This is a genomic window from Maribacter aestuarii (assembly GCF_027474845.2).
Classification (GTDB): Bacteria; Bacteroidota; Bacteroidia; order Flavobacteriales; family Flavobacteriaceae; genus Maribacter; species Maribacter aestuarii.
Window position 1 is genome coordinate 1,257,773 of sequence record NZ_CP107031.2, and the last position, 19,448, is coordinate 1,277,220.

The following is a 19,448-nucleotide window of genomic DNA, read 5'->3' on the forward strand; positions in this document are numbered from 1 at the left end:
TTCACTATGAAAGCTTATAAGCTATATCTTCTAGTTTTACTTCTGTTTGTTTTCTTAACTTTTTCCTGCAAGCGAACAGCAAAAACGGCTCTACCTATTTATGGCCCTTCGGATTTTAATCCTGAACTTGTTGATGTTAGTTTACAAAATGCAATGAACAACCATAAGGTATCCGATTTTGAACTCGTCAATCAAAACGGAAAAACAATTACACAAGCAGATTATGAAAATACCATTTATGTAGCGGATTTCTTCTTTACGCGCTGCCCAAGTATCTGTCCCGTAATGTCAAACAATATGGAGAAGCTTCAGCAAACCTTCCTAGAAGATAAAGCCGTCATGTTGCTATCTCTGTCGGTTACACCTGAATTGGACAGCGTTTCGGTACTAAAAGAATACGCTGATAAAAATGGGGCCATTGCTTCTAAATGGAATATAACCACAGGAGACAAAAAGCACATCTATAATCTGGCACGCAAGAGCTACTTTGCAGTAGTAAATGAAGGGGATGGTGGCTTACAAGATTTTATACACACCCCAAATTTCATTTTGGTCGATACGAAAAAGCAAATCAGAGGGGTTTATGACGGCACTAAAGACCAAGAAATGGAACGCTTAATCGGTGATATCAAAATTTTAAAGAAACAATTGTGATTAAGGTCATCCTTTTGTCGCAACTTTATTGTGCAGGTTAATTTCCAGCGTTAACTGTGATGTCAGCAAATTTCTTTGAATCATAAAATCTAATCCTTAAACTCCACCGTAGACTGTCGCTCTCTATTGACCGTTAATCTGGTCACGTCAGGCCGTGAATAATGACCCACGGGATCAAAATTTTGCCGCTCTTCGTAAACGCGATTAAAATCCAGCTCCTGATAAATAAGACCTTCTTTGTTAATGACTGGCTCTATTAACCATTCGCCGTCCGGACCAGCAATACAGGAACCTCCATTAGCCAAAATACCGGGAGATTTGGCTATGATAGCATCAAGGTGAGGTGTGTTTTTGGGAAAGTCTTCTTTCGTCATAAATGCAGAGACAGACACCACATAGCTACGGGATTCCCTCGCAATAAAACGGGTAATATCCTTTGTATTGTGATCACTACCGGGCCATACGGCAATATGTAAATTTTCTCCTTGCCCATACAGGGCAGTTCTCGCCAAGGGCATCCAATTTTCCCAGCAGTTTAGTCCACCTACCGTAAACTGCTTTAGGGAATGTACCCGTAATCCGTTACCGTCACCTGGAGCCCATGTAAGTCTTTCATCATAGGTGGGTTGTAATTTTCTGTGAACAGATTTAATTTCCCCCATAGCATCAATATAAACCAAAGAGGCATATATGCTATGTCCTCCCCTATTCCAAGCACGCTCCATTATGCCAAGATAGATTGCTATGCCGTGTTCCTTTGCAATTTTACAAATTTCGTTCAGTTCCCCTGCTTCTATCTGAATGGAGTTTCTCACGTAATGCGCATGTAGCTCTTTGTTCACTTTTAAATCCCATTTGGCACCGTCCGTTAACGCTAACCAAAAAGGATAACCGGGCAAAAGGGCTTCTCCAAATACCACTAAATCAGCACCCTCCCCTGAGGCGTCCTTTATAGCATCCTTTATTTTTTCCAAGGTCCTCCTTTTATCCAACCATACGGGAGCTATTTGGGCCATGGCAACTTTTAAAATATTATCCATAATGTGCTTTATACGATTCTGTTCAGGACAAGGTCTACATCGATTAGTAAAATACTAAAAACACCTACAACAATAATAAGTTTAAGGATATTATGTAGCCAAACGTAATGTTTCTTACTTGAAGACTTAGTTAACAACACCAGAAAGGTAATCAGAAATCCGACACATGCCATGAAGTAATAATCCATATAACCTACATCAAATTTGAAGATTAATAGCAAAGACGGAATTAAAGTAAGTAGGATTAAAATGGCAATACATATTTTGGAAACGGAACTACCGAATAGAATTGGGATGGTTTTATAATTCTGTGCTAAATCCCCGGAAATATTTTCCAAATCCTTTATCATTTCCCTGGACAAAATCAATAAGAATAAAAAGATGGCATGCACGAAAATGACCGTTTCAAAATTCTTATAGTACACAAAAACGGCGAAGAAAGGGGTTATGGCAAGAATGGCAGAAACAAAGTTCCCGACGAACGGCATCCGCTTTAGTTTATGGGAATAGAACCATATTCCAAAAATATAGGCCGAGAAGAAAAGAACGGCCCTGAAAGAAACATAGCTGGCCGCAAAGACCGCCAAAAAATTGAGAACGAAATAGGTAGTTAATTTAAAACGCTGGCTCACCAACCGGTCCAACATACTTTTTCTAGGTTTATTGATAAGATCCTTTTCGGCATCGTAAAAATTATTGATGATATAGCCCGATGCAATAACCAACGCCGAAGCAAGGACAATGACAAAAAGATTAACATCAAAAACAACTTCGCGAAGCGATAAATTGGGGGCCAGGATATAAATTGAGGCTAAATATTGCGCAAGGACGATGACTAAAATATTGTAGCCACGCACAACGGAAAACAGACTCAATACCTTAAGAAGCAGGAGTTTGTTTTTTCTACTAAGCATTTATGATTGTTTAGAAGTTGTAAACCACTTCTAATTGGTAGTCCTTTAGTGCCGTTTTGGCCTTTTCTATATCCTCTGTAAACCCTAGAATATAGCCGCCGCCGCCGGAACCGCATAACTTAAGATAGTAATCATTGGAATCTATTCCCTGTTTCCAAAGACTATGGAATTTTGCAGGGATCATCGGTTTAAAGTTATCCAAGACCACATGCGAAAGTTGTTTTAGATTTCCGAAAAGGGACTTGACATTGCCATTTACAAAATCCTCCACACAGGCGTCCGTATGTTTTATAAATTGGTTCTTAAGCATTTTTCTAAAGCCTTCGTTCTTCATTTGCTCCATAAAAATCTGGACCATCGGCGCCGTTTCTCCCGTAGAACCACTATCCAATAAGAACACCGCACCCTTGCCTTCCGTATTTTGGGAGGGAATACTGGTAGATTCAATATTATCTTTAGAATTAATGAGTATGGGTAAACTTAAATAACTATTTAAAGGATCCAAACCTGAGGATTTCCCATGGAAAAAAGACTCCATTTTTCCAAAAATCAGTTTTAACTTCAGCAGTTTGGCCCGAGTTAAGTTCTCTAAAACCGTGATTTTGTTCTTTGCATATTTATCATAAATAGCCGCAACGAGCGCTCCGCTACTTCCCACTCCATAACCTTGTGGAATCGAACTATCAAAGTACATTCCTTTATCGACGTCTTTTTTAAGGGCTTCTAAATCAAAAGATACCAATTTTGGATTTTCTTTAGCTATCTTATCCAGATAAGCAGTGAATTTCTTGAGGCTTTCATTAGACTTTTTGGCTTCCTCCGATAAAGAGTCATCGGTCTTCAAGGCTCCTTTAAAGAAATTATATGGAATGGAAAGACCCTTGGAATCCTTGATGATGCCATACTCTCCAAAAAGGAGGATTTTAGAATAAAATAATGGTCCTTTCATTTTTAAATAACCGACTCTAAGTTCCACTTGTTTCCTAAAGATAGTGAACTCTGGCGCAAAGTTTAATCTTTTTATTTAAATGGGTAAACAATAAAAGCCTAAATGTTGATTCAAAACGTTTAATTACATCTTAAATTACAATTTTTAGGATAATCTTTTAGCCCCAAATCCAATTCGGTCACAAATATACTGTTGGTTTTGACAAAATGCAACTAGTTCATTTTTAATAAATTGATGTACTTCTTCCTTCTCATTCTCCGGATAAAGCACATGAACGTTTGCACCTGCATCCAGCGTAAAACATAGATTGCTTTTAGATGCCGAACGAAATGCCCAAATTCTGTTGATAATTTCCAAGGTATTGGGTTTCATCAATATGAAATATGGTTGGCTTGTCATCATCATTCCATGTAAGGTGAGTGCCTCGCTTTCTACAATTTTGATAAATTCCTTTACGTCACCTTGCTCCAAAATAGGTCGTAACTTATCTAAATTCTCGTGAGCCTGAGCAAAACGCTTTTTGGCAAAAGGATGACCGTGCATCAAATCATGGCCTACCGTGCTGCTCACCTGCTTTTCCCCTTTGTCTACCAACAAGATGGTATCGTGATAATTCTTGAACACATCATGAACTTTATATGGATACTTAATTCCGTACAAATCCGAACTTCCTGTTGTACCGGAATGCCTTCCCCATTGTACTAAATCGCCCTCAATACTTCTACACGCGCTTCCCGAACCCAATCGCGCTAAAAAGGAGGCTTTTTTTAAAAAGTAGTCCGCATCCATATCAGGATTTAAATCGCGTTCTATTTCCAATAAGCATAATGCTATTGCGGACATCCCACTAGCCGAAGAAGCGATACCGCTGCTATGAGGAAAACTATTAGAAGTTTCTATTTTAAAATGATAGGCCTTTAGAAAAGGTAAATAGGTTTCGACACGCTTAAAAAAAGTTTCAATTTTAGGTTTAAAATCAGGTTTAGGCAATCCCTCAAACAGAAGATCAAATTGAAAATCAGGAGTTACCGCTTTCAATTTCTTATACGTTATGCTCGTAGTTGTCGCGCATGCGGTAAGCGTGAAACTTATTGATGGATTGGCCGGTATCTGGTTCTCTTTTTTACCCCAATATTTTATTAAAGCTATGTTGCTTGGTGATTTGTAGACTACGTTGCCCTCTACTTTGTCATAAGAATAATCCGGTAGCTTAAAATCTTTTTCGGTCATGAAACAGGTGTTTGTGCAAAGATAGTTTTTAGTCCCGCCAATTAAAATAAATCCTTATTTTAGGGGAAAACACTAACTGATTGAAAAAGAAACTCACATACCTGATTATTTCTGTGGTCATCTGTTTGGTCATCGGTTTTCTTTCCAGTGTGGTGACCCAGAGTTCTGTTGATGATTGGTACGTTACATTGAACAAACCTAGTTTTAATCCACCTAACTGGGTTTTTGCACCTGTTTGGACTATACTTTATATTTTAATGGGTATTTCTGCAGGATGGGTTTGGGGCAAAGGTTTTCATCATAAATGGGTCAAAACGGGCCTATACCATTTTGGATTCCAATTACTCCTGAACGCCTTATGGAGTATTGTTTTTTTTGGTTTGAAAGAGCCCTTCTGGGCGTTATGGATTATTGTTTCGCTCTTGATTGTGCTCGCCCTTACTATAAAATGGTTCAAGGTGGTCAGTAAATTTGCAGCTGCACTTCTAATACCTTATTTGTTGTGGGTATGTTTTGCGACCCTTTTAAACTATAAGATATGGGAATTGAATTGATACCTGGATAGTTGGATAGTTGGATAGTTGGATAGTTGGATAGTTGGATAGTTGGATAGTTGGATAGTTGGATAGTTGGATAGTTGGATAGTTGGATAGTTGGATAGTTGGATAGTTGGATAGTTGGATAGTTGGATAGTTGGAAAAAACGTATTTCTCAATTCCTTACCAAGTGAAATTTAAAACTCTTTTAAACCAAGCATAATTTGTAATGGCCCGTTCAAGAAGCCAGTTCCAATAGCTTGTTCATAGTTCGGTAATTTCTTGCCGTAGCATTTGCCTTTAGTTTACGTTCAATCAAATTATTACTCAATTTGGCTTTACGATAACCGTTTTTACAACAGAGATAAACACAGGAATTGGAGACCGTAAATTTTTCGTTTGGGAAGTCCATTTGCTCAAAGGCTATTACAAGTTCGGTATTTGGCGTATTCTGGAGCAAAACAAAATAAACACGATTATGAGCTATGTCGTTCTCATTGTTATATGGATTCTTTGCTATAACATCTCTAATTTCAGAAACCGACTTTACCAGAACTGGCACATCAAAACCAAAAGTATTTTTAATAGCATTATGAATCAGTCCTTCAATTTCTTTGGTTGAATTCAATTCGCTTTTAAAAATAATATTCCCACTTTGTATATAGGTTTGGATATCCTTAAACCCGATACTGGTCATCATTTTACGAACCTCCGCCATTGGCATTTTCTTCTGACCGCTGACGTTTACTCCCCGTAATAAAGCAATAAAAGTTTTCATGTAAATCAAATGTCTTTTTTCTGCAATGCTTTGGTTATACCTTGCGCTGCCATGAACCCACCTGTCCATGCATTTTGAAAATTATATCCTCCAGTAATGGCGTCAACATTAATAATCTCCCCAGCAAAGTAAAGGTTTGGCAGAATTTTACTCTCATAGGTCTTAAAATTAATTTCTTTTAAATCAACGCCACCAGCGGTCACAAACTCTTCCTTAAAAGTACTTTTCCCTTCTACTTGAAAAATACCATTCGTCAACTGATCTACTAAAAGTTGTAATTCTGCCTTTGTAACTTCAGGCCATGTCACTAAATCGGATATACCGGCAGCCTTCACTAAATTGACCCATAACCTCTTGGGAATATCCAATACTTTTGTCCTAATTATGGTCTTTCGCTCTACTTTTTTAACGTCCATAAAAAGCTCAAGGAGTCCGTTCGGATGATACTCTGGAACCCAATTGACTCTAATCTTAAATCGATAATTATATTCCTCCAACAACCTTGCTCCCCAAGCCGAAAGTTTTAGGATAGCTGGGCCACTCATTCCCCAATGTGTAATCAGCAAAGGCCCGTCCGATGATAAAACCTCTTCCTCCGCTTTGCCGCTTTCCAAGGAAGACGTTGCTTTTTTCTTTTTGAGGATGGCTACCTCAGCCATTGTGCTAAGTCCTGGTATACCTGCAATTCTTGTATCAGAAATATTGAAAGTAAACAAGGAGGGGACAGGAGGAACGATAGTATGACCCAATTGTCCCAATAAGTCCCATATCTTTGGATTACTTCCTGTGGCCATTACTAACTTTAGTGCTTGAAAAGAAGTGTTTGGCGTTGTAATCTTCCACTGAATATCGATTCCTTGGCCTAGTGGTTCTATTTTTTGGACTGCAGAACGGTCAAATATCTTAATCCCCAAACGATCAGCTTCCGAAGTAAAACAATTGATGATGGTTTGAGAAGAATCGGTGCTTGGAAACATGCGTCCATCGTCTTCGATTTTTAAGGAAATCCCTCTTTTTTCAAAAAAAGCAACGGTGTCCCCACTAGCATAATTATGAAAAGGCCCTAAAAGTTCCTTCTCCCCGCGGGGATAATTCGTAACCAATTCTTTTGGGTCAAATTCCGCATGGGTGACATTGCAACGCCCTCCACCGGAAACCTTTACTTTAATCAACACTTCCTTACCACGCTCTAAAATGGCAATCTTTAGTCCTGGAGTGGCTTCAGCAATATGTATTGCGGCATAAAAACCTGCTGCACCACCTCCTATTACTAGTATGTCGTACATTATTTTACCCTTTCCGGAAAGTTGGTTATGATACCATCTACATCCAACCTTTTCATTGCCATAATATCTTGTGGCTTATTCACCGTCCATGTGTAAATTTTAAAACCCGCTTCTTTTATGGCCGAAACATTCTTCGCAGTTAATTTCTTAAAATAAGGGTTGATTGCTTGCGCGTTAAGTTCCTTAGCGATAGGAATAGCATCTTTTGGATCGTCTTCCGTAAGTACCGCAATGGCGACCTCCTTATTAATTTTTCGCATTTCTTTTAGTTCATCCCAATTAAAACTAGAAATGATAAAATTTTCCGGGGACCATCCTTTTTCCCTAATATAATAATCCATTATGAAATTTACCCGATCCGATGTATTGGCCCCTTTTAACTCAATGTTCAAGGCTACCTTATTATCAATTAATTTTAAGACATCCTGCAGGGTGGGAATCCTGTGTCCGCCATCTAATGTTAATTGTTTTAAATCGAAAATATTATAGTCCTCTATTTTTCCGCCAGAATTCGCCAATCTATCCACTGTCTCATCATGAAAAACCACAATTTCCCCACTTTCTATTTTAAAAACGTCAATTTCAATCATATCCACCCCCAAGTCCAACGCCTTCTGCACCGATGCTAGGGTGTTTTCCGTTTCGTGGCCCATAGCACCTCTGTGCCCTATCACCAAAGGTTTTTTCATATCACAACTCATGAAGGTTATAAATATCATGAAAATCGAAATTCTTTTCAGCATTACCACTAGTTTTTCAATTCAAAAATATAGGATTCCAATGGATTAAGCTTAACGGGCAGATAACCTACTCCTTCTGAAACAGTTAGCACTTCATTAGCTCCATAAAGTCTATCGACTAAATCATAGGTTCCATCAGTAAGATTCCATTGATTTACTAGCTCTGCAGGAATCTTAAAGTCAAAAGTAAAACTTTCGTCGGCGTCAAAATTTGAGATAATTATGAGTTTTTGATTTTGGCTCCATCGTGCGTAGGAAAGAACCCTATGATTATAATTCGCTGTGTTTTCTTTATTAAAAAAATGAATTTCCTGATACTCGCCCATCAAAGCTTCACTTTCAATCGTGAAGTTCAATAACCTTTTATAGAAATCCCTTAATTCCACCTCTTCTGTAGATAGTTGGCCACCATCAAATTTCTTATCGTTAACCCAGCGTTGAAAATGCGGAACCCCAATATAATCGAATATGGAAGTCCGAGTAGGGCTACCGAATCCAGCATTTTCATCGCCCGGCTCCCCGACCTCCTGACCAAAATAGATCATGGTAGGTGAAGTACTAATTGTTGCTGAAACGACCATGGCCGGTTTTCCTAATTCCGCATCTCCGGCAAAATCCGGACTGGCAATCCGTTGTTCGTCATGATTTTCCAGAAAATGCAACATGTTATGCTCAATGTCCTTTAATCCATTCTGAACTATAGGAATATGGTCCGTCCAACCATAGCCTTTCATAATGTGTTTTATGCTGTCGTACAACTCAACTTTGTCATAGAGGTAATCCATTTTTCCCTTGTGGATATATTCCCGATATAAATCTGGATTATATACTTCAGCCATCAAAAATGCGTCTGGGTTCCTCATTTTGATACTGGAATTCATGTAACTCCAAAATTCCACTGGAACCATTTCGGCCATATCATATCGAAATCCGTCTACCCCAAATTCCAACCAGTACAAGGCAATATCCCTAAACTTAATCCATGAACTAGGCAGGTCCTTAGCTTCCCAAAACTTAAAGTGTGCTTTAAAATCCTTGTTTGCAAAGTCCTCTGGCAAACGTTCAAAATCCAAAGTACCATCTGGACGTACACCATAATTTATCTTCACCGTCTCGTACCAGTCGTTTATATCCGGTTGTGGGGAACGAGATCCATTACCGGTCCATTTGGCAGGATTCTCCATGAATTTAGCGTCTACCTCAGAATTTTTCTCTCCACCTAAGGGTAGATACCCATCTTTCCATTCCGGCACTTTGAACCCGCTTCCCGGTATATAGTAAAAATTATTATTCCTGTGATATTCTACGGTGGTATCATCCTCGGCCCCAAAATCGGTAACGCCTTTAGGATTGGTCAACCCCTCATACTTACGTGCCACGTGATTGGGAACAATATCGATTATAACTTTCATTCCCTGCTTATGAGTTCTTGTAATCAAATCTCTAAACTCCCTAAGCCTGTTGGACGGATTAACGGCCAAATCAGGATTTACATTGTAATAGTCTTTAACTGCGTAAGGTGATCCAGCCCGTCCTTTTACGACATCCGGGTCATCGTTGGAGATTCCGTATTCCGTATAATCATTAATCAAGGCATGGTGTGGCACCCCGGTGTACCAAACATGTGTTATCCCCAAATCCTTGATTTGAGCTAGTGCCTCATCCGTAAAGTCTGCGAATTTACCAACACCGTTTTCTTCAATGGTGCCCCAAAATTTATTCGTAGTGTTTGTATTACCGAAAAGTCGTGTAAAGACTTGATATACTACGGCCTTCTTTTTTGTACTCATTATTTCTCTGTTGGGTTTTTTAGGATTTCTGTCGCATGAAGAAACAAGTAGAACGAATATGCCAATCAAAAATACTACTCCCTTTCTCATGCCTTAAACAGTCTAAACTTCGATAACTTTCCCTGGAAGTAGTTCTACTTTTTTACCGTTAACCCTTATCGACATTTGGGTGTTGCCGGTCAACTCAAATTTTGTGACATCTTTCTCTACCTGCACCTTAATAATCCTATTTCTAAAATTGACCTTAAAAGAATAGCCATTCCACTGATCAGGAATTTGGGGTGTAAAACATAATTTGTCCTGAAGCACGCGCATTCCACCAAAACCTTCTACAATGCTCATCCACGTACCTGCCATGGAGGTAATATGAAGCCCTTCTTCCACTTCCTTATTGTAATCGTCTAAATCCAATCTGGACGTTCTCAAATAAAAAGTGTAGGCCTGTTCCATTCTGCCCAATTTTGCTGCCTGAATACTATGAACACAGGGAGATAGGGATGATTCATGAACCGTAAAGGGCTCGTAAAAATCGAAATGTTTCTCCATGTCTTCCAAAGAAAAATCTGCCTCAAAAAGATAAAAACCTTGTAAGACATCCGCTTGTTTTATGTATGGTGATCTTAAAATCCTGTCCCAGCTCCATTTTTGATTGATAGGCCTCTCCGCTTTGGGCAAGTCCTTTACTTTAACCAATTCCTTATCTAAAAAACCATCTTGTTGTAAAAATACCCCCAGTTTCTTCGAATACGGAAAGTAAAGGTTCCTCGCCACTTTACCCCATTTTTCACATTCATTATCGGTCAGCTTTGTTTTTCCGATTATACGGGCGTGGTCATCTGGATACCCATCCTTCACCTTTGTTAATTGTTCCAACGTGTAATTGATACACCATTTAGCCAAATAGTTAGTGTACCAGTTATTATTAACGTTGTTTTCGTATTCATTGGGTCCGGTGACGCCTAACATCACATATTTTTCTTTATCCTCCGAGAAATTCACCCTTTGATGCCAAAATCTAGAAATACCAATAAGTACTTCCAGACCCATTTCTGGGATATAACTATAATCCCCGGTATATCTGTAGTAATTAAATATAGCAAAGGCAATGGCACCGTTTCTATGAATTTCCTCAAAGGTGATCTCCCATTCATTATGACATTCCTCCCCGTTCATGGTTACCATTGGATATAAAGCGGCCCCGTTTCGAAAACCAAGTTTCTTGGCATTTTCAATGGCCTTATCCAGATGATTGTACCTGTACTTTAATAATTTTCTGGCTACCGTGGCATCTTTGGTCGCCATATAGAAAGGAAGGCAGTAAGCTTCGGTATCCCAATAGGTACTTCCTCCATATTTTTCCCCAGTAAATCCTTTAGGGCCAATATTTAATCTGGAATCGGTACCCAAATAAGTTTGGTTTAATTGAAAAATGTTGAAACGGATACCTTGTTGCGCCTTTACATCTCCTTCAATAGAAATGTCACTCATTTCCCAAATTTTACTCCAAGCTTTTTTCTGTTTTTGCAATAAGTCTTCAAAGCCCATATTGGAAGCCTCGTCCAATACTTTTTTGGCAGTGGACACTAATTGATCAGCAGGATGATTTCTGGACACGGTATAACCTCCAAATTTGGTCAGTGTAAATTTTTCACCGGCGCTTACCTTTTCATTGAATTGAAGCGAGACGAAATTTTCTGTTTTACTCCCAGTTTCACTTTTAAAAATTTGCCCTTGTAATCCACGGAAGCCTGCATAAAAGTGCAAGTTTCAAAATTGGTCTTCATTGTATGGGCTTCGATATATGCGCGATTATCTTTAACGGTTACCTTAGTGGTATTCCAAAACTTATCGTCCCAATTGCTATCCTCATTTTTTATTCCGCTATCCAGAAAGGGTTCAAAAGTAATAGTGGCATCGGTTTCAACTGGGGTCACATTGTAGGAAATGGCACCTACTTCGTCCAAATTCAAACTTAAAAACCGGACAATAGAAACTTCGATACTTTGGTCATTGGATAGTGTGGCCCTAAAGCTACGCTCATACCACCCTTCTCTCATGTTCAGTTCCCTACGATACTTGGAAATCTTTTTACAGGTAGCCAAGTCTAATTCGATATCATTTACATATACTTTAATACCGATCCAATTAGGAGCGTTCAAAACCTTTGCAAAATATTCCGGATAACCGTTTTTCCACCAACCTACCCTGGTTTTGTCAGGATAGTAAACGCCGGCGATATAACTACCTTGAAACGTAGCTCCTGTATAGGTTTCTTCGAAATTGGCCCGCTGCCCCATGGCTCCGTTGCCAATACTAAAAATACTTTCAGATGATTTGACTCTTTCCGGATCAAACCCTTCTTCAATTATGGACCAGTTATCCGGCTTTATATAATCTTGATTCATGCTTGTACAATCTGTTAATTACACCTCATTTAATATTGGTGCTCCCTTATAAAATCCTGGCAAAATTAGAATTTAGAAATCAGTTTAAAAGCTTCTCTAAAAAATTATCGTCAATTTCGGTGAAATCCTTAAAATTATGAGAAGCCTCCGATAAGATGGTGGCATCTCCTATTGCTATACTAAGCATACCCGCGTTATTGGCGGCCTGTATACCCGCCACGGCGTCTTCAAATACAACACATTTTTTAGGGTCGACCCCTAAATTTTCAGCCGCCAATAAAAATACTTCCGGGTCCGGCTTGGCCTTGGTCACACTGTTTCCATCTACAATACTGTCAAAGTAAGGCAGCAAACTTACCTTTTCCAAAATAGGTTTTGCATTTTTACTTGCTGAACCCAGAGCAATCGGAATTTCCCTAGCTTTCAGATACTCAAGAACCCTAGGCACATCGGGCAATATTTCCGAAGCATCCATTTTTTCAATGTATGCCAAATAATCTAGATTTTTTTCAACCATCCATTGGTCAAATTGTTCCTGATCCGCTCTGACCTTCCCAATGTCCAGCAGGATCTCCAAACATCTTTTTCTGCTTACCCCTTTAAAGAGCTCATTTTGCTCCTTGGTAAACTCAAAGCCAAGTTCATTGGCAAGTTTTTTCCACGCCAAATAATGATATTTGGCCGTATCCACAATAACACCATCCAAATCGAAAATAAATCCAATCTTTTGCATACTCAATACCTCCTAAATTAATTGATTGTAGACTCCCTTTGGATTAAGGTTGCCTTAATAATTTCGGTTCTATAAACCTCTTCTCTTTCGTCGTCTTCATTTTCGTTCTCTACCCTATCTATGAGCATTTCCGCCGCTACTTCTCCCATTCTCTCCCCGTGTTGAGCCACCGTAGTAAGTCTTGGCTGGGAATACCTAGACAAAATACCGTCCGTAAAACCTATAAATGCAATATCCTCAGGAACTTTGAAACCTTGTTTTTGGGCTATGCCCATACAATGGATTGCGAATATTTCATTGACGCAGAGCACCGCATCAATAGTGTTGTTCTTGAAAAAATCGCTAATCTGGTTTTCGTCCAAACTATCGTAGGGTAGAACTAAAATTAAATCATCATTCAAATCGATATTATTGTCCCTTAACGCTTCCTCGTATCCCTTCGCCCTACTTATACTCACATTAAAGTAGCTCTCCGTAGTAATCAAAGCGATCTTTTTTCTACCGGATTTTATAAACGAGTCCACTGCTTCATAGGCAATTTCCTTGTCATTAAGAATTACCTTATCACAAGATATCTCATCGGTAACCCTATCAAACAGGACCAAAGGGATTCCTTGTTCCGTAACCTCTTTTAAATGATTGAAATCGTTTTTAGCTTGAGTTTCCGCGGATAAGGACATAATAAAACCATCGATGCTGCCATTGGCGAGCATTTCCATATTAATCACCTCCTTATCAAATGATTCGTCGGAAACACAGACAATAACGTTATATCCCCTATTATTAGCGTATTTTTCAATACCCCTAAAAACCGTAGTGAAAAAATGATGGACAATGTCCGGAATAATAACCCCAATATTTTTCGTCCTTTTATTCTTTAAACTTATGGCAATATTGTTAGGCTTGTAATTGTACAGCTTTGCGAAAGCCTGGACTTTATCCTTAGTGTCCCTACTAATTTCGTCACTATTTTTTAAAGCTTTCGAAACTGTGGAAATAGAAACTTCCAGTTCTCGAGCAATGTGCTTTAACGTTATTTTTCTTTTCAAAACGCCGGTTTAAATTTTAGTGATTTGGAAAATTACATGAAATTTAAGTATTAATATGACCAAAAGATATTTTTAATGGAGTGATTTTTCATGTTAACGCTTTAGAGGAAACGAGTGGTTATTTAATCAAACAAAATAAATTACCTATATTTGTTAACAATCAGAATTTGATATTTTGTTATCAATATAATTGCGAATCGAATAATTTATTGGATAATCAATTAGCAAACTCCCAAAATCAAAAAGTTGTTAACACGAAAACGGTTTCGTAGTGTCTAAATACGTCCAATTACTGTATTAACAACAATTTTACATATTTTTAACTCTTGAAATTAAATTAACTCAACTTAAAATTAATTATTTATGAAGATTACGCTACTTAAGAGTCTGATGGTACTTGGGGCATTTTTGTCCTTTGGCCTAACTCAGGCGCAGGAAGTAACCGGAACTGTTTCCGATGCAAGTGGGCCTTTACCGGGCGCAAGTGTGATTGAAAAGGGAACAACCAACGGTACTCAGACAGATTTTGATGGAAATTATACCATTGAAGTCGGAAGTGATGCCACCTTAGTGGTAAGCTATATTGGTTACAAGACCGTTGAAGTACCAGTAAATGGACAGTCTACCATAAACTTTACGCTAGAAGAAGATGCCGAGGCATTGGAAGAGGTTGTTATTATCGGTTACGGTACTACAACTGTAAAAGATGCGACCGGTTCCGTTACTGCAGTTACATCTGAGGATTTTAACGGTGGTATAATCGCTTCACCGGAACAATTGATCCAAGGTAAAACTGCTGGTGTAAACATTCAGCAAACAAGTGGGGAGCCAGGTGCTGGAATCCAGGTCAACATTCGTGGATCAAACTCGGTAAGAGCTAATAACAATCCGCTATTTGTTGTAGATGGTGTTCCACTTTCGGGAGGATCGTCTGCTCCGGGAGGGGATACAGGATTTGGAGATACAGCTGAAAAAAACCCTTTAAACTTCTTGAATCCTCAAGATATTGAGAGTATGAGTATCCTTAAGGATGCTTCCGCTACCGCCATCTATGGTTCTAGAGGTGCTAACGGGGTTATCATCATTACAACAAAGAGTGGTAAAACTGGTGGTCAAGGTGTATTCGAATTCAACTCTACCTTAAGTATAGCCAACCCGGCAAAAGAATTTGATTTATTAAATCGTTCAGAATATTTAAGCGCTGTAGCGCAATTTGGAGGTAATCCTAATGCAGTTGATTTCGGTGCAGATACAGATTGGCAAGACGAAATATTCAGAACTGCGGTATCACAAAACCAGAACTTGTCTTATGCTAAAAACTATGGTAAAGGAAACATTAGGGCTACTTTTAGTTATGGAAAGCAGTTTGGTGTAGTAGAAAAAACAGATTTAGAACGTATTACAGGTAGATTAAATCTCAATCACCGATTTTTAGATGACAAACTTATTGTAGGAATACAAAGTTCAATATCTAGGATTAATGACCAAACAGCGCCATTAGCAGGAACTGCTGGAGCGAGTGGTGATTTGATAGGTGGTGCCTATGCGGCCAACCCTACATGGCCAGGAAGGGCTAGTTTTGAGCCTGATGGGAATCAATTAAATCCCCTAAATTTATTATCAAGCACACAGAACATTACGAATACCAACCGTTTTTTAATTAACGGATCTGTGGAGTACAAGATTACCCCTGAGATTTCAGCCAAGGTAAATGCTGGATGGGATTATTCTTCCGGTGAGAATACCTCACTCACAACTAGGGACCTATTTAATGTTCCAGATGCCGAAGGTTTTGGATTTGGATATTTCGGAGAACTTGAACGCGATAACAAAACCTTGGAAACAACCGTGAACTACAATAAGGAATTTGAAAATTCTAGCTTAGATGTATTGGTAGGTTATGCGTATCAAGATTTTCAGACAAGTGGTTTTAATTCAAACGGTAAGGGGTTTGACACTGGCGACCTTAACGAGATGGGCAAGGATTTAAGAGATGTAGTTCGTGATGCACAAGGTGATATAGGTGGATCCTTTCAACAATTCTATTATGATAGCAGAACTGCAGGATACTTTGTAAATCGCTTACTTCCCACCGTTGTGGCTGGAGACCCTGTAACCTCTTCTATTAATAAGAAGGTAGAAGCTGTTGTTTTTGACAACTTTGACAACACGGACGAACTTCAATCTTTCTTCGCAAGAGCCAATTATACTATTAATAACAAATATATTCTTACCGGGACCATCAGAGCGGATGGTTCTTCCAGGTTCGGTCCTGAAAATCAGTATGGGTACTTCCCATCGGGAGCCTTTGCCTGGAAAATGAATGAAGAAGATTTTGTGGGAGAGAGCGTTTCTACCTTAAAACTTCGTTTAAGTGCTGGTATTACAGGTAACCAAGATGGTCTGGGATATGGTAATTTCGTCGCTAGACAGCGTTTTGCTGAACTTAATAGACAAACGATTCAGAACGGTACGTTACAAATTAATCCAAATGGACTTGCCATTGTAGCGACAGACGTTCCAGATTTAAAATGGGAGGAATCCTTAAACTTTAACGTTGGTTTGGATTTTGGTTTTAATAACGACAGATTTAGTGGAAGTATTGATGTTTACCGCACCGAAACATCTGACCTCTTGCTTCAAACGCCTCCTGCGGCTCCGGCGGTTGATCCGTTCCAATTTGGAAATGTAGATGCCACTATCCTAAACCAAGGTGTTGAACTAGGACTGTCTTACGATTTTATTCGTAGCGAAGATGTTTCTTTTTCCGCAGATTTCAACGTTGCTTACAACGAGAACGAAATACAGGACTTTGAAGGTATCATTGATGCAGGCCCTATTAACGGTCAAGGTCTAACAGGTGCTTTCGCACAGCGTTTTCAAGCTGGAGTATCCCTGTTCTCTTACTATATGCCAATTTTTGAAGGCTTTGACAGTGCGGGCACTCCAATTTACACAGATGTCGACGGTAACGGGGTAGGAGATGCCTTTGGGGACAGAACCTTTGTTGATGAAGATGGCTTACCTGATATCACTTCCGGTTTAAGTTTAAACCTAAGAGTCAAGAATTTTGATGCCTCTGCATTTTTCTCTGGGCAGTTTGGATTCTCGGTATACAACAACACGGCCAATGGTTACTTTACTGCTGGTTCTATCGGTATATCAAGAAACGTTACCCAAAACGTAGTTACTAGTGGTGAAGATGCTGGAGCATCCGCAGATGTTTCTACACGTTTCTTAGAAAAAGGCGATTTTGTTCGTTTCCAAAACTTGAGTATTGGTTATAACGTTCCTTTGAGCGGTGAAGGTGTATTAAATACACTTCGTTTATCGGTAACCGGACAGAACTTGTTCTTAATAACAGATTATAGTGGTCTAGACCCAGAAGTAACAACAAATACCGGAACATTAAACAGTGCAGGATTACCTGCGAGAGGTATAGACTGGGCAGCGTATCCTAATCCAAGAACGTTTACCTTTGGTATTAACGCATCCTTTTAATTAAAAAAATTGAAAATCATGAAAAGAAGTAAATTAACAATGTACATGTTTGCAGCCTTATCTGTGATAGGACTGTCTTCCTGTACCGATTTAGAAATTGAAGAAACGGATTCAATCATCAGTGAAGGGTTTCAAGGACTAGCAGACCCTGCATCCACTGTGGACGAATTGTACAATCGTTTAAATGGCCAATACGGCGACCAAGCCAATCTATTCGCACTTACTGAAGTGACGACGGACTCTTACCTAATTCCAACCAGAGGAGCGGATTGGGGAGATAACGGTTTGTGGCGTGTCTTACACAGTCATAGCTGGGACGGGCAACACCAATTTATTATAACGGTGTTTAATCAATACAATGGTAACCAATTGTTAGCATCACAAATACTTGACCCTAGAAGTAACCCTTCTGCTGATGATATTGGTGAGGCAAGCCTTATACGTGCATTTAGTATGTGGATTATATTGGACCTTTATGGGCAAGTTCCATTTAGAGATACTAGTTTGCCATCGTCTACTTTGCCAGAGGTATTAACGGGACAAGCAGCCGTTGATTTCATCATAGCTGATTTAGATCAAGCCATCTCAAACTTACCTAGTGTAGCCGCAGGAAATGTTGAGACTGTGACAGGTAGTAAAGCGGCAGCTCGTTATTTAAAAGCTAAAGTGCTTTTGAACAAACATATTTACTTAGGTACTGCACCCGATTCAGGTGACATGGCACAAGTAATTTCTTTGGTAGATGAAATTGCTGGAGAGGGCTACGAGTTGCAAGCGGGATATTTTGACTTATTCAGACAAGAAGCTGACAATGAAACAATTTGGGCTTTTGAATCAAGTACGGGTAACCGAATTTTTAATGGCTTGCACTATAGTTCTACTTTTCAAAGTGGAGGCGGATGGAACGGTTTTAGTACACTGGCAGAATATTATGATTTATTCGAAGGTGATTCCGAAAGCAACCGTTATGCAGCTGACGGCGTAACTCCATTAGACGGGCAAGAAGAGCGTAGAGGTGGAGTACCACCACGTGGACTTGACTTCACAGGTGCTGACGGCACTACTGATACTAATGACGATGGAATATGGGATGGGTCCAATGTTGGATTCGGTTTCTTAATCAATCAACAATATGGTCCAACTGGTGACGCCCTAGAAGATAGGCAAGGAGCACCTTTAACCTTTAAAAGAGATTTTCAAGACGGTACAGGTGCCTCAAGCTTCATCAACAATGATGAAACTACCGGTATAAGATTATTGAAGTATAATCCAAGGTTCAACGACAATGGTCAAGTTAATCACGAAATTGTGTTCCGTTATGCAGATGCACACTTAATGAAAGCAGAAGCTATGTTACGCAGTGGAGGAGATCCAACGGCCATGGTAAACGAACTTCGTACCCTTAGGAATGCGACGCCTCTTGGAACGGTTACTGAGCAGAATTTAATTGATGAAAGAGGCCGTGAACTATATGCAGAAATCTGGAGAAGGAACGATTTAATTCGTTTCGGACAGTATGGTAGAGATTGGCTGTTTAAAGATGCTGGATCTATTAACAACGATACCTACAATAGGTTTCCAATTCCTCCTGCGCAATTGTTAGCTAATCCTAACTTAGTACAGAACCCAGGATATTAAGAGAATTACAGAATTATATTTTAAGTGTTTTAGAAGGCCGTCTTTTTAGACGGTCTTCTTACTTATTACAGCTACCATTTCAAATCAAATGCTTTTGGACGAGATAATCTTTTAAAGAAAGTCTAAAGAGTATTAAAAATAGTTAAATCTAGGACCTAAAGCATCTATAAAAATCCTCTTCTCCCTGTCAATAGTAGACTTTACA

14 protein-coding genes and 1 pseudogene are annotated in these 19,448 nt (G+C 39.1%); 4 read left to right on the forward strand and 11 right to left on the reverse strand.

Going from position 1 to position 19,448, the window contains the following annotated elements; all coding sequences use genetic code 11:
* The first annotated feature begins 6 nt into the window (after window positions 1-6).
* Window positions 7-654, forward strand: coding sequence for an SCO family protein (locus N8A89_RS05745; RefSeq protein ID WP_281541396.1), 648 nt, complete (start codon window positions 7-9; stop codon window positions 652-654).
* Window positions 655-743: 89 nt separating this feature from the next.
* Here N8A89_RS05745 and N8A89_RS05750 read toward each other — a convergent pair whose 3' ends face one another.
* From N8A89_RS05750 to N8A89_RS05765, 4 genes are all read right to left on the reverse strand, one after another.
* Window positions 744-1,694, reverse strand: coding sequence for a carbon-nitrogen hydrolase family protein (locus N8A89_RS05750; RefSeq protein ID WP_281541397.1), 951 nt, complete (start codon window positions 1,692-1,694; stop codon window positions 744-746).
* 8 nt (window positions 1,695-1,702) lie between these two features.
* Window positions 1,703-2,608 (reverse strand): geranylgeranylglycerol-phosphate geranylgeranyltransferase, encoded by a 906-nt coding sequence (locus N8A89_RS05755; protein WP_281541398.1) that lies wholly within the window; start codon window positions 2,606-2,608, stop codon window positions 1,703-1,705.
* A gap of 10 nt (window positions 2,609-2,618) precedes the next feature.
* Window positions 2,619-3,557, reverse strand: a complete 939-nt coding sequence (locus N8A89_RS05760; RefSeq protein WP_281541399.1) for a mevalonate kinase family protein — start codon at window positions 3,555-3,557, stop codon at window positions 2,619-2,621.
* A 144-nt stretch (window positions 3,558-3,701) separates the two neighbouring features.
* Window positions 3,702-4,787 (reverse strand): diphosphomevalonate decarboxylase, encoded by a 1,086-nt coding sequence (locus tag N8A89_RS05765; protein WP_281541400.1) that lies wholly within the window; start codon window positions 4,785-4,787, stop codon window positions 3,702-3,704.
* An 80-nt stretch (window positions 4,788-4,867) separates the two neighbouring features.
* Between N8A89_RS05765 and N8A89_RS05770 the strand changes: the two genes are divergently transcribed.
* Window positions 4,868-5,341, forward strand: a complete 474-nt coding sequence (locus N8A89_RS05770) for a TspO/MBR family protein (protein WP_281541401.1) — start codon at window positions 4,868-4,870, stop codon at window positions 5,339-5,341.
* A gap of 220 nt (window positions 5,342-5,561) precedes the next feature.
* Here the strand turns inward: N8A89_RS05770 and N8A89_RS05775 are convergent, their stop codons facing one another.
* The 7 genes and pseudogenes from N8A89_RS05775 to N8A89_RS05805 form a co-directional block, all read right to left on the reverse strand.
* Complete coding sequence (locus N8A89_RS05775) at window positions 5,562-6,101, reverse strand: DUF1697 domain-containing protein (RefSeq protein WP_281541402.1); 540 nt, start codon at window positions 6,099-6,101, stop codon at window positions 5,562-5,564.
* A gap of 5 nt (window positions 6,102-6,106) precedes the next feature.
* A complete protein-coding gene (locus N8A89_RS05780) occupies window positions 6,107-7,387 on the reverse strand; it encodes a BaiN/RdsA family NAD(P)/FAD-dependent oxidoreductase (RefSeq protein ID WP_281541403.1) in 1,281 nt (426 codons plus the stop codon).
* The gene (locus N8A89_RS05785; RefSeq protein WP_281541404.1) at window positions 7,387-8,130 is read right to left on the reverse strand and encodes a glycerophosphodiester phosphodiesterase; all 744 of its coding nucleotides are present in this window, start codon (window positions 8,128-8,130) and stop codon (window positions 7,387-7,389) included. Before N8A89_RS05785 ends, N8A89_RS05780 begins: the two co-directional genes overlap by 1 nt.
* A gap of 5 nt (window positions 8,131-8,135) precedes the next feature.
* Window positions 8,136-9,917, reverse strand: coding sequence for an alpha-amylase family glycosyl hydrolase (locus N8A89_RS05790; RefSeq protein ID WP_281541405.1), 1,782 nt, complete (start codon window positions 9,915-9,917; stop codon window positions 8,136-8,138).
* A gap of 102 nt (window positions 9,918-10,019) precedes the next feature.
* Window positions 10,020-12,322 (reverse strand): annotated as a pseudogene (locus tag N8A89_RS05795) (glycoside hydrolase family 65 protein).
* Window positions 12,323-12,401: 79 nt separating this feature from the next.
* Window positions 12,402-13,055: a beta-phosphoglucomutase gene (pgmB, locus tag N8A89_RS05800; RefSeq protein WP_281541407.1), complete on the reverse strand. Its 654-nt coding sequence runs from the start codon at window positions 13,053-13,055 to the stop codon at window positions 12,402-12,404.
* A gap of 17 nt (window positions 13,056-13,072) precedes the next feature.
* Window positions 13,073-14,104, reverse strand: coding sequence for a LacI family DNA-binding transcriptional regulator (locus N8A89_RS05805; protein WP_281541408.1), 1,032 nt, complete (start codon window positions 14,102-14,104; stop codon window positions 13,073-13,075).
* Window positions 14,105-14,467: 363 nt separating this feature from the next.
* Here N8A89_RS05805 and N8A89_RS05810 point away from each other — a divergent pair, with 363 nt between their 5' ends.
* Together N8A89_RS05810 and N8A89_RS05815 are read left to right on the forward strand one after the other, a co-directional pair.
* Window positions 14,468-17,605 (forward strand): SusC/RagA family TonB-linked outer membrane protein, encoded by a 3,138-nt coding sequence (locus N8A89_RS05810; RefSeq protein ID WP_281541409.1) that lies wholly within the window; start codon window positions 14,468-14,470, stop codon window positions 17,603-17,605.
* An 18-nt stretch (window positions 17,606-17,623) separates the two neighbouring features.
* A complete protein-coding gene (locus N8A89_RS05815) occupies window positions 17,624-19,243 on the forward strand; it encodes a RagB/SusD family nutrient uptake outer membrane protein (protein ID WP_281541410.1) in 1,620 nt (539 codons plus the stop codon).
* Window positions 19,244-19,448 lie beyond the last annotated feature (205 nt).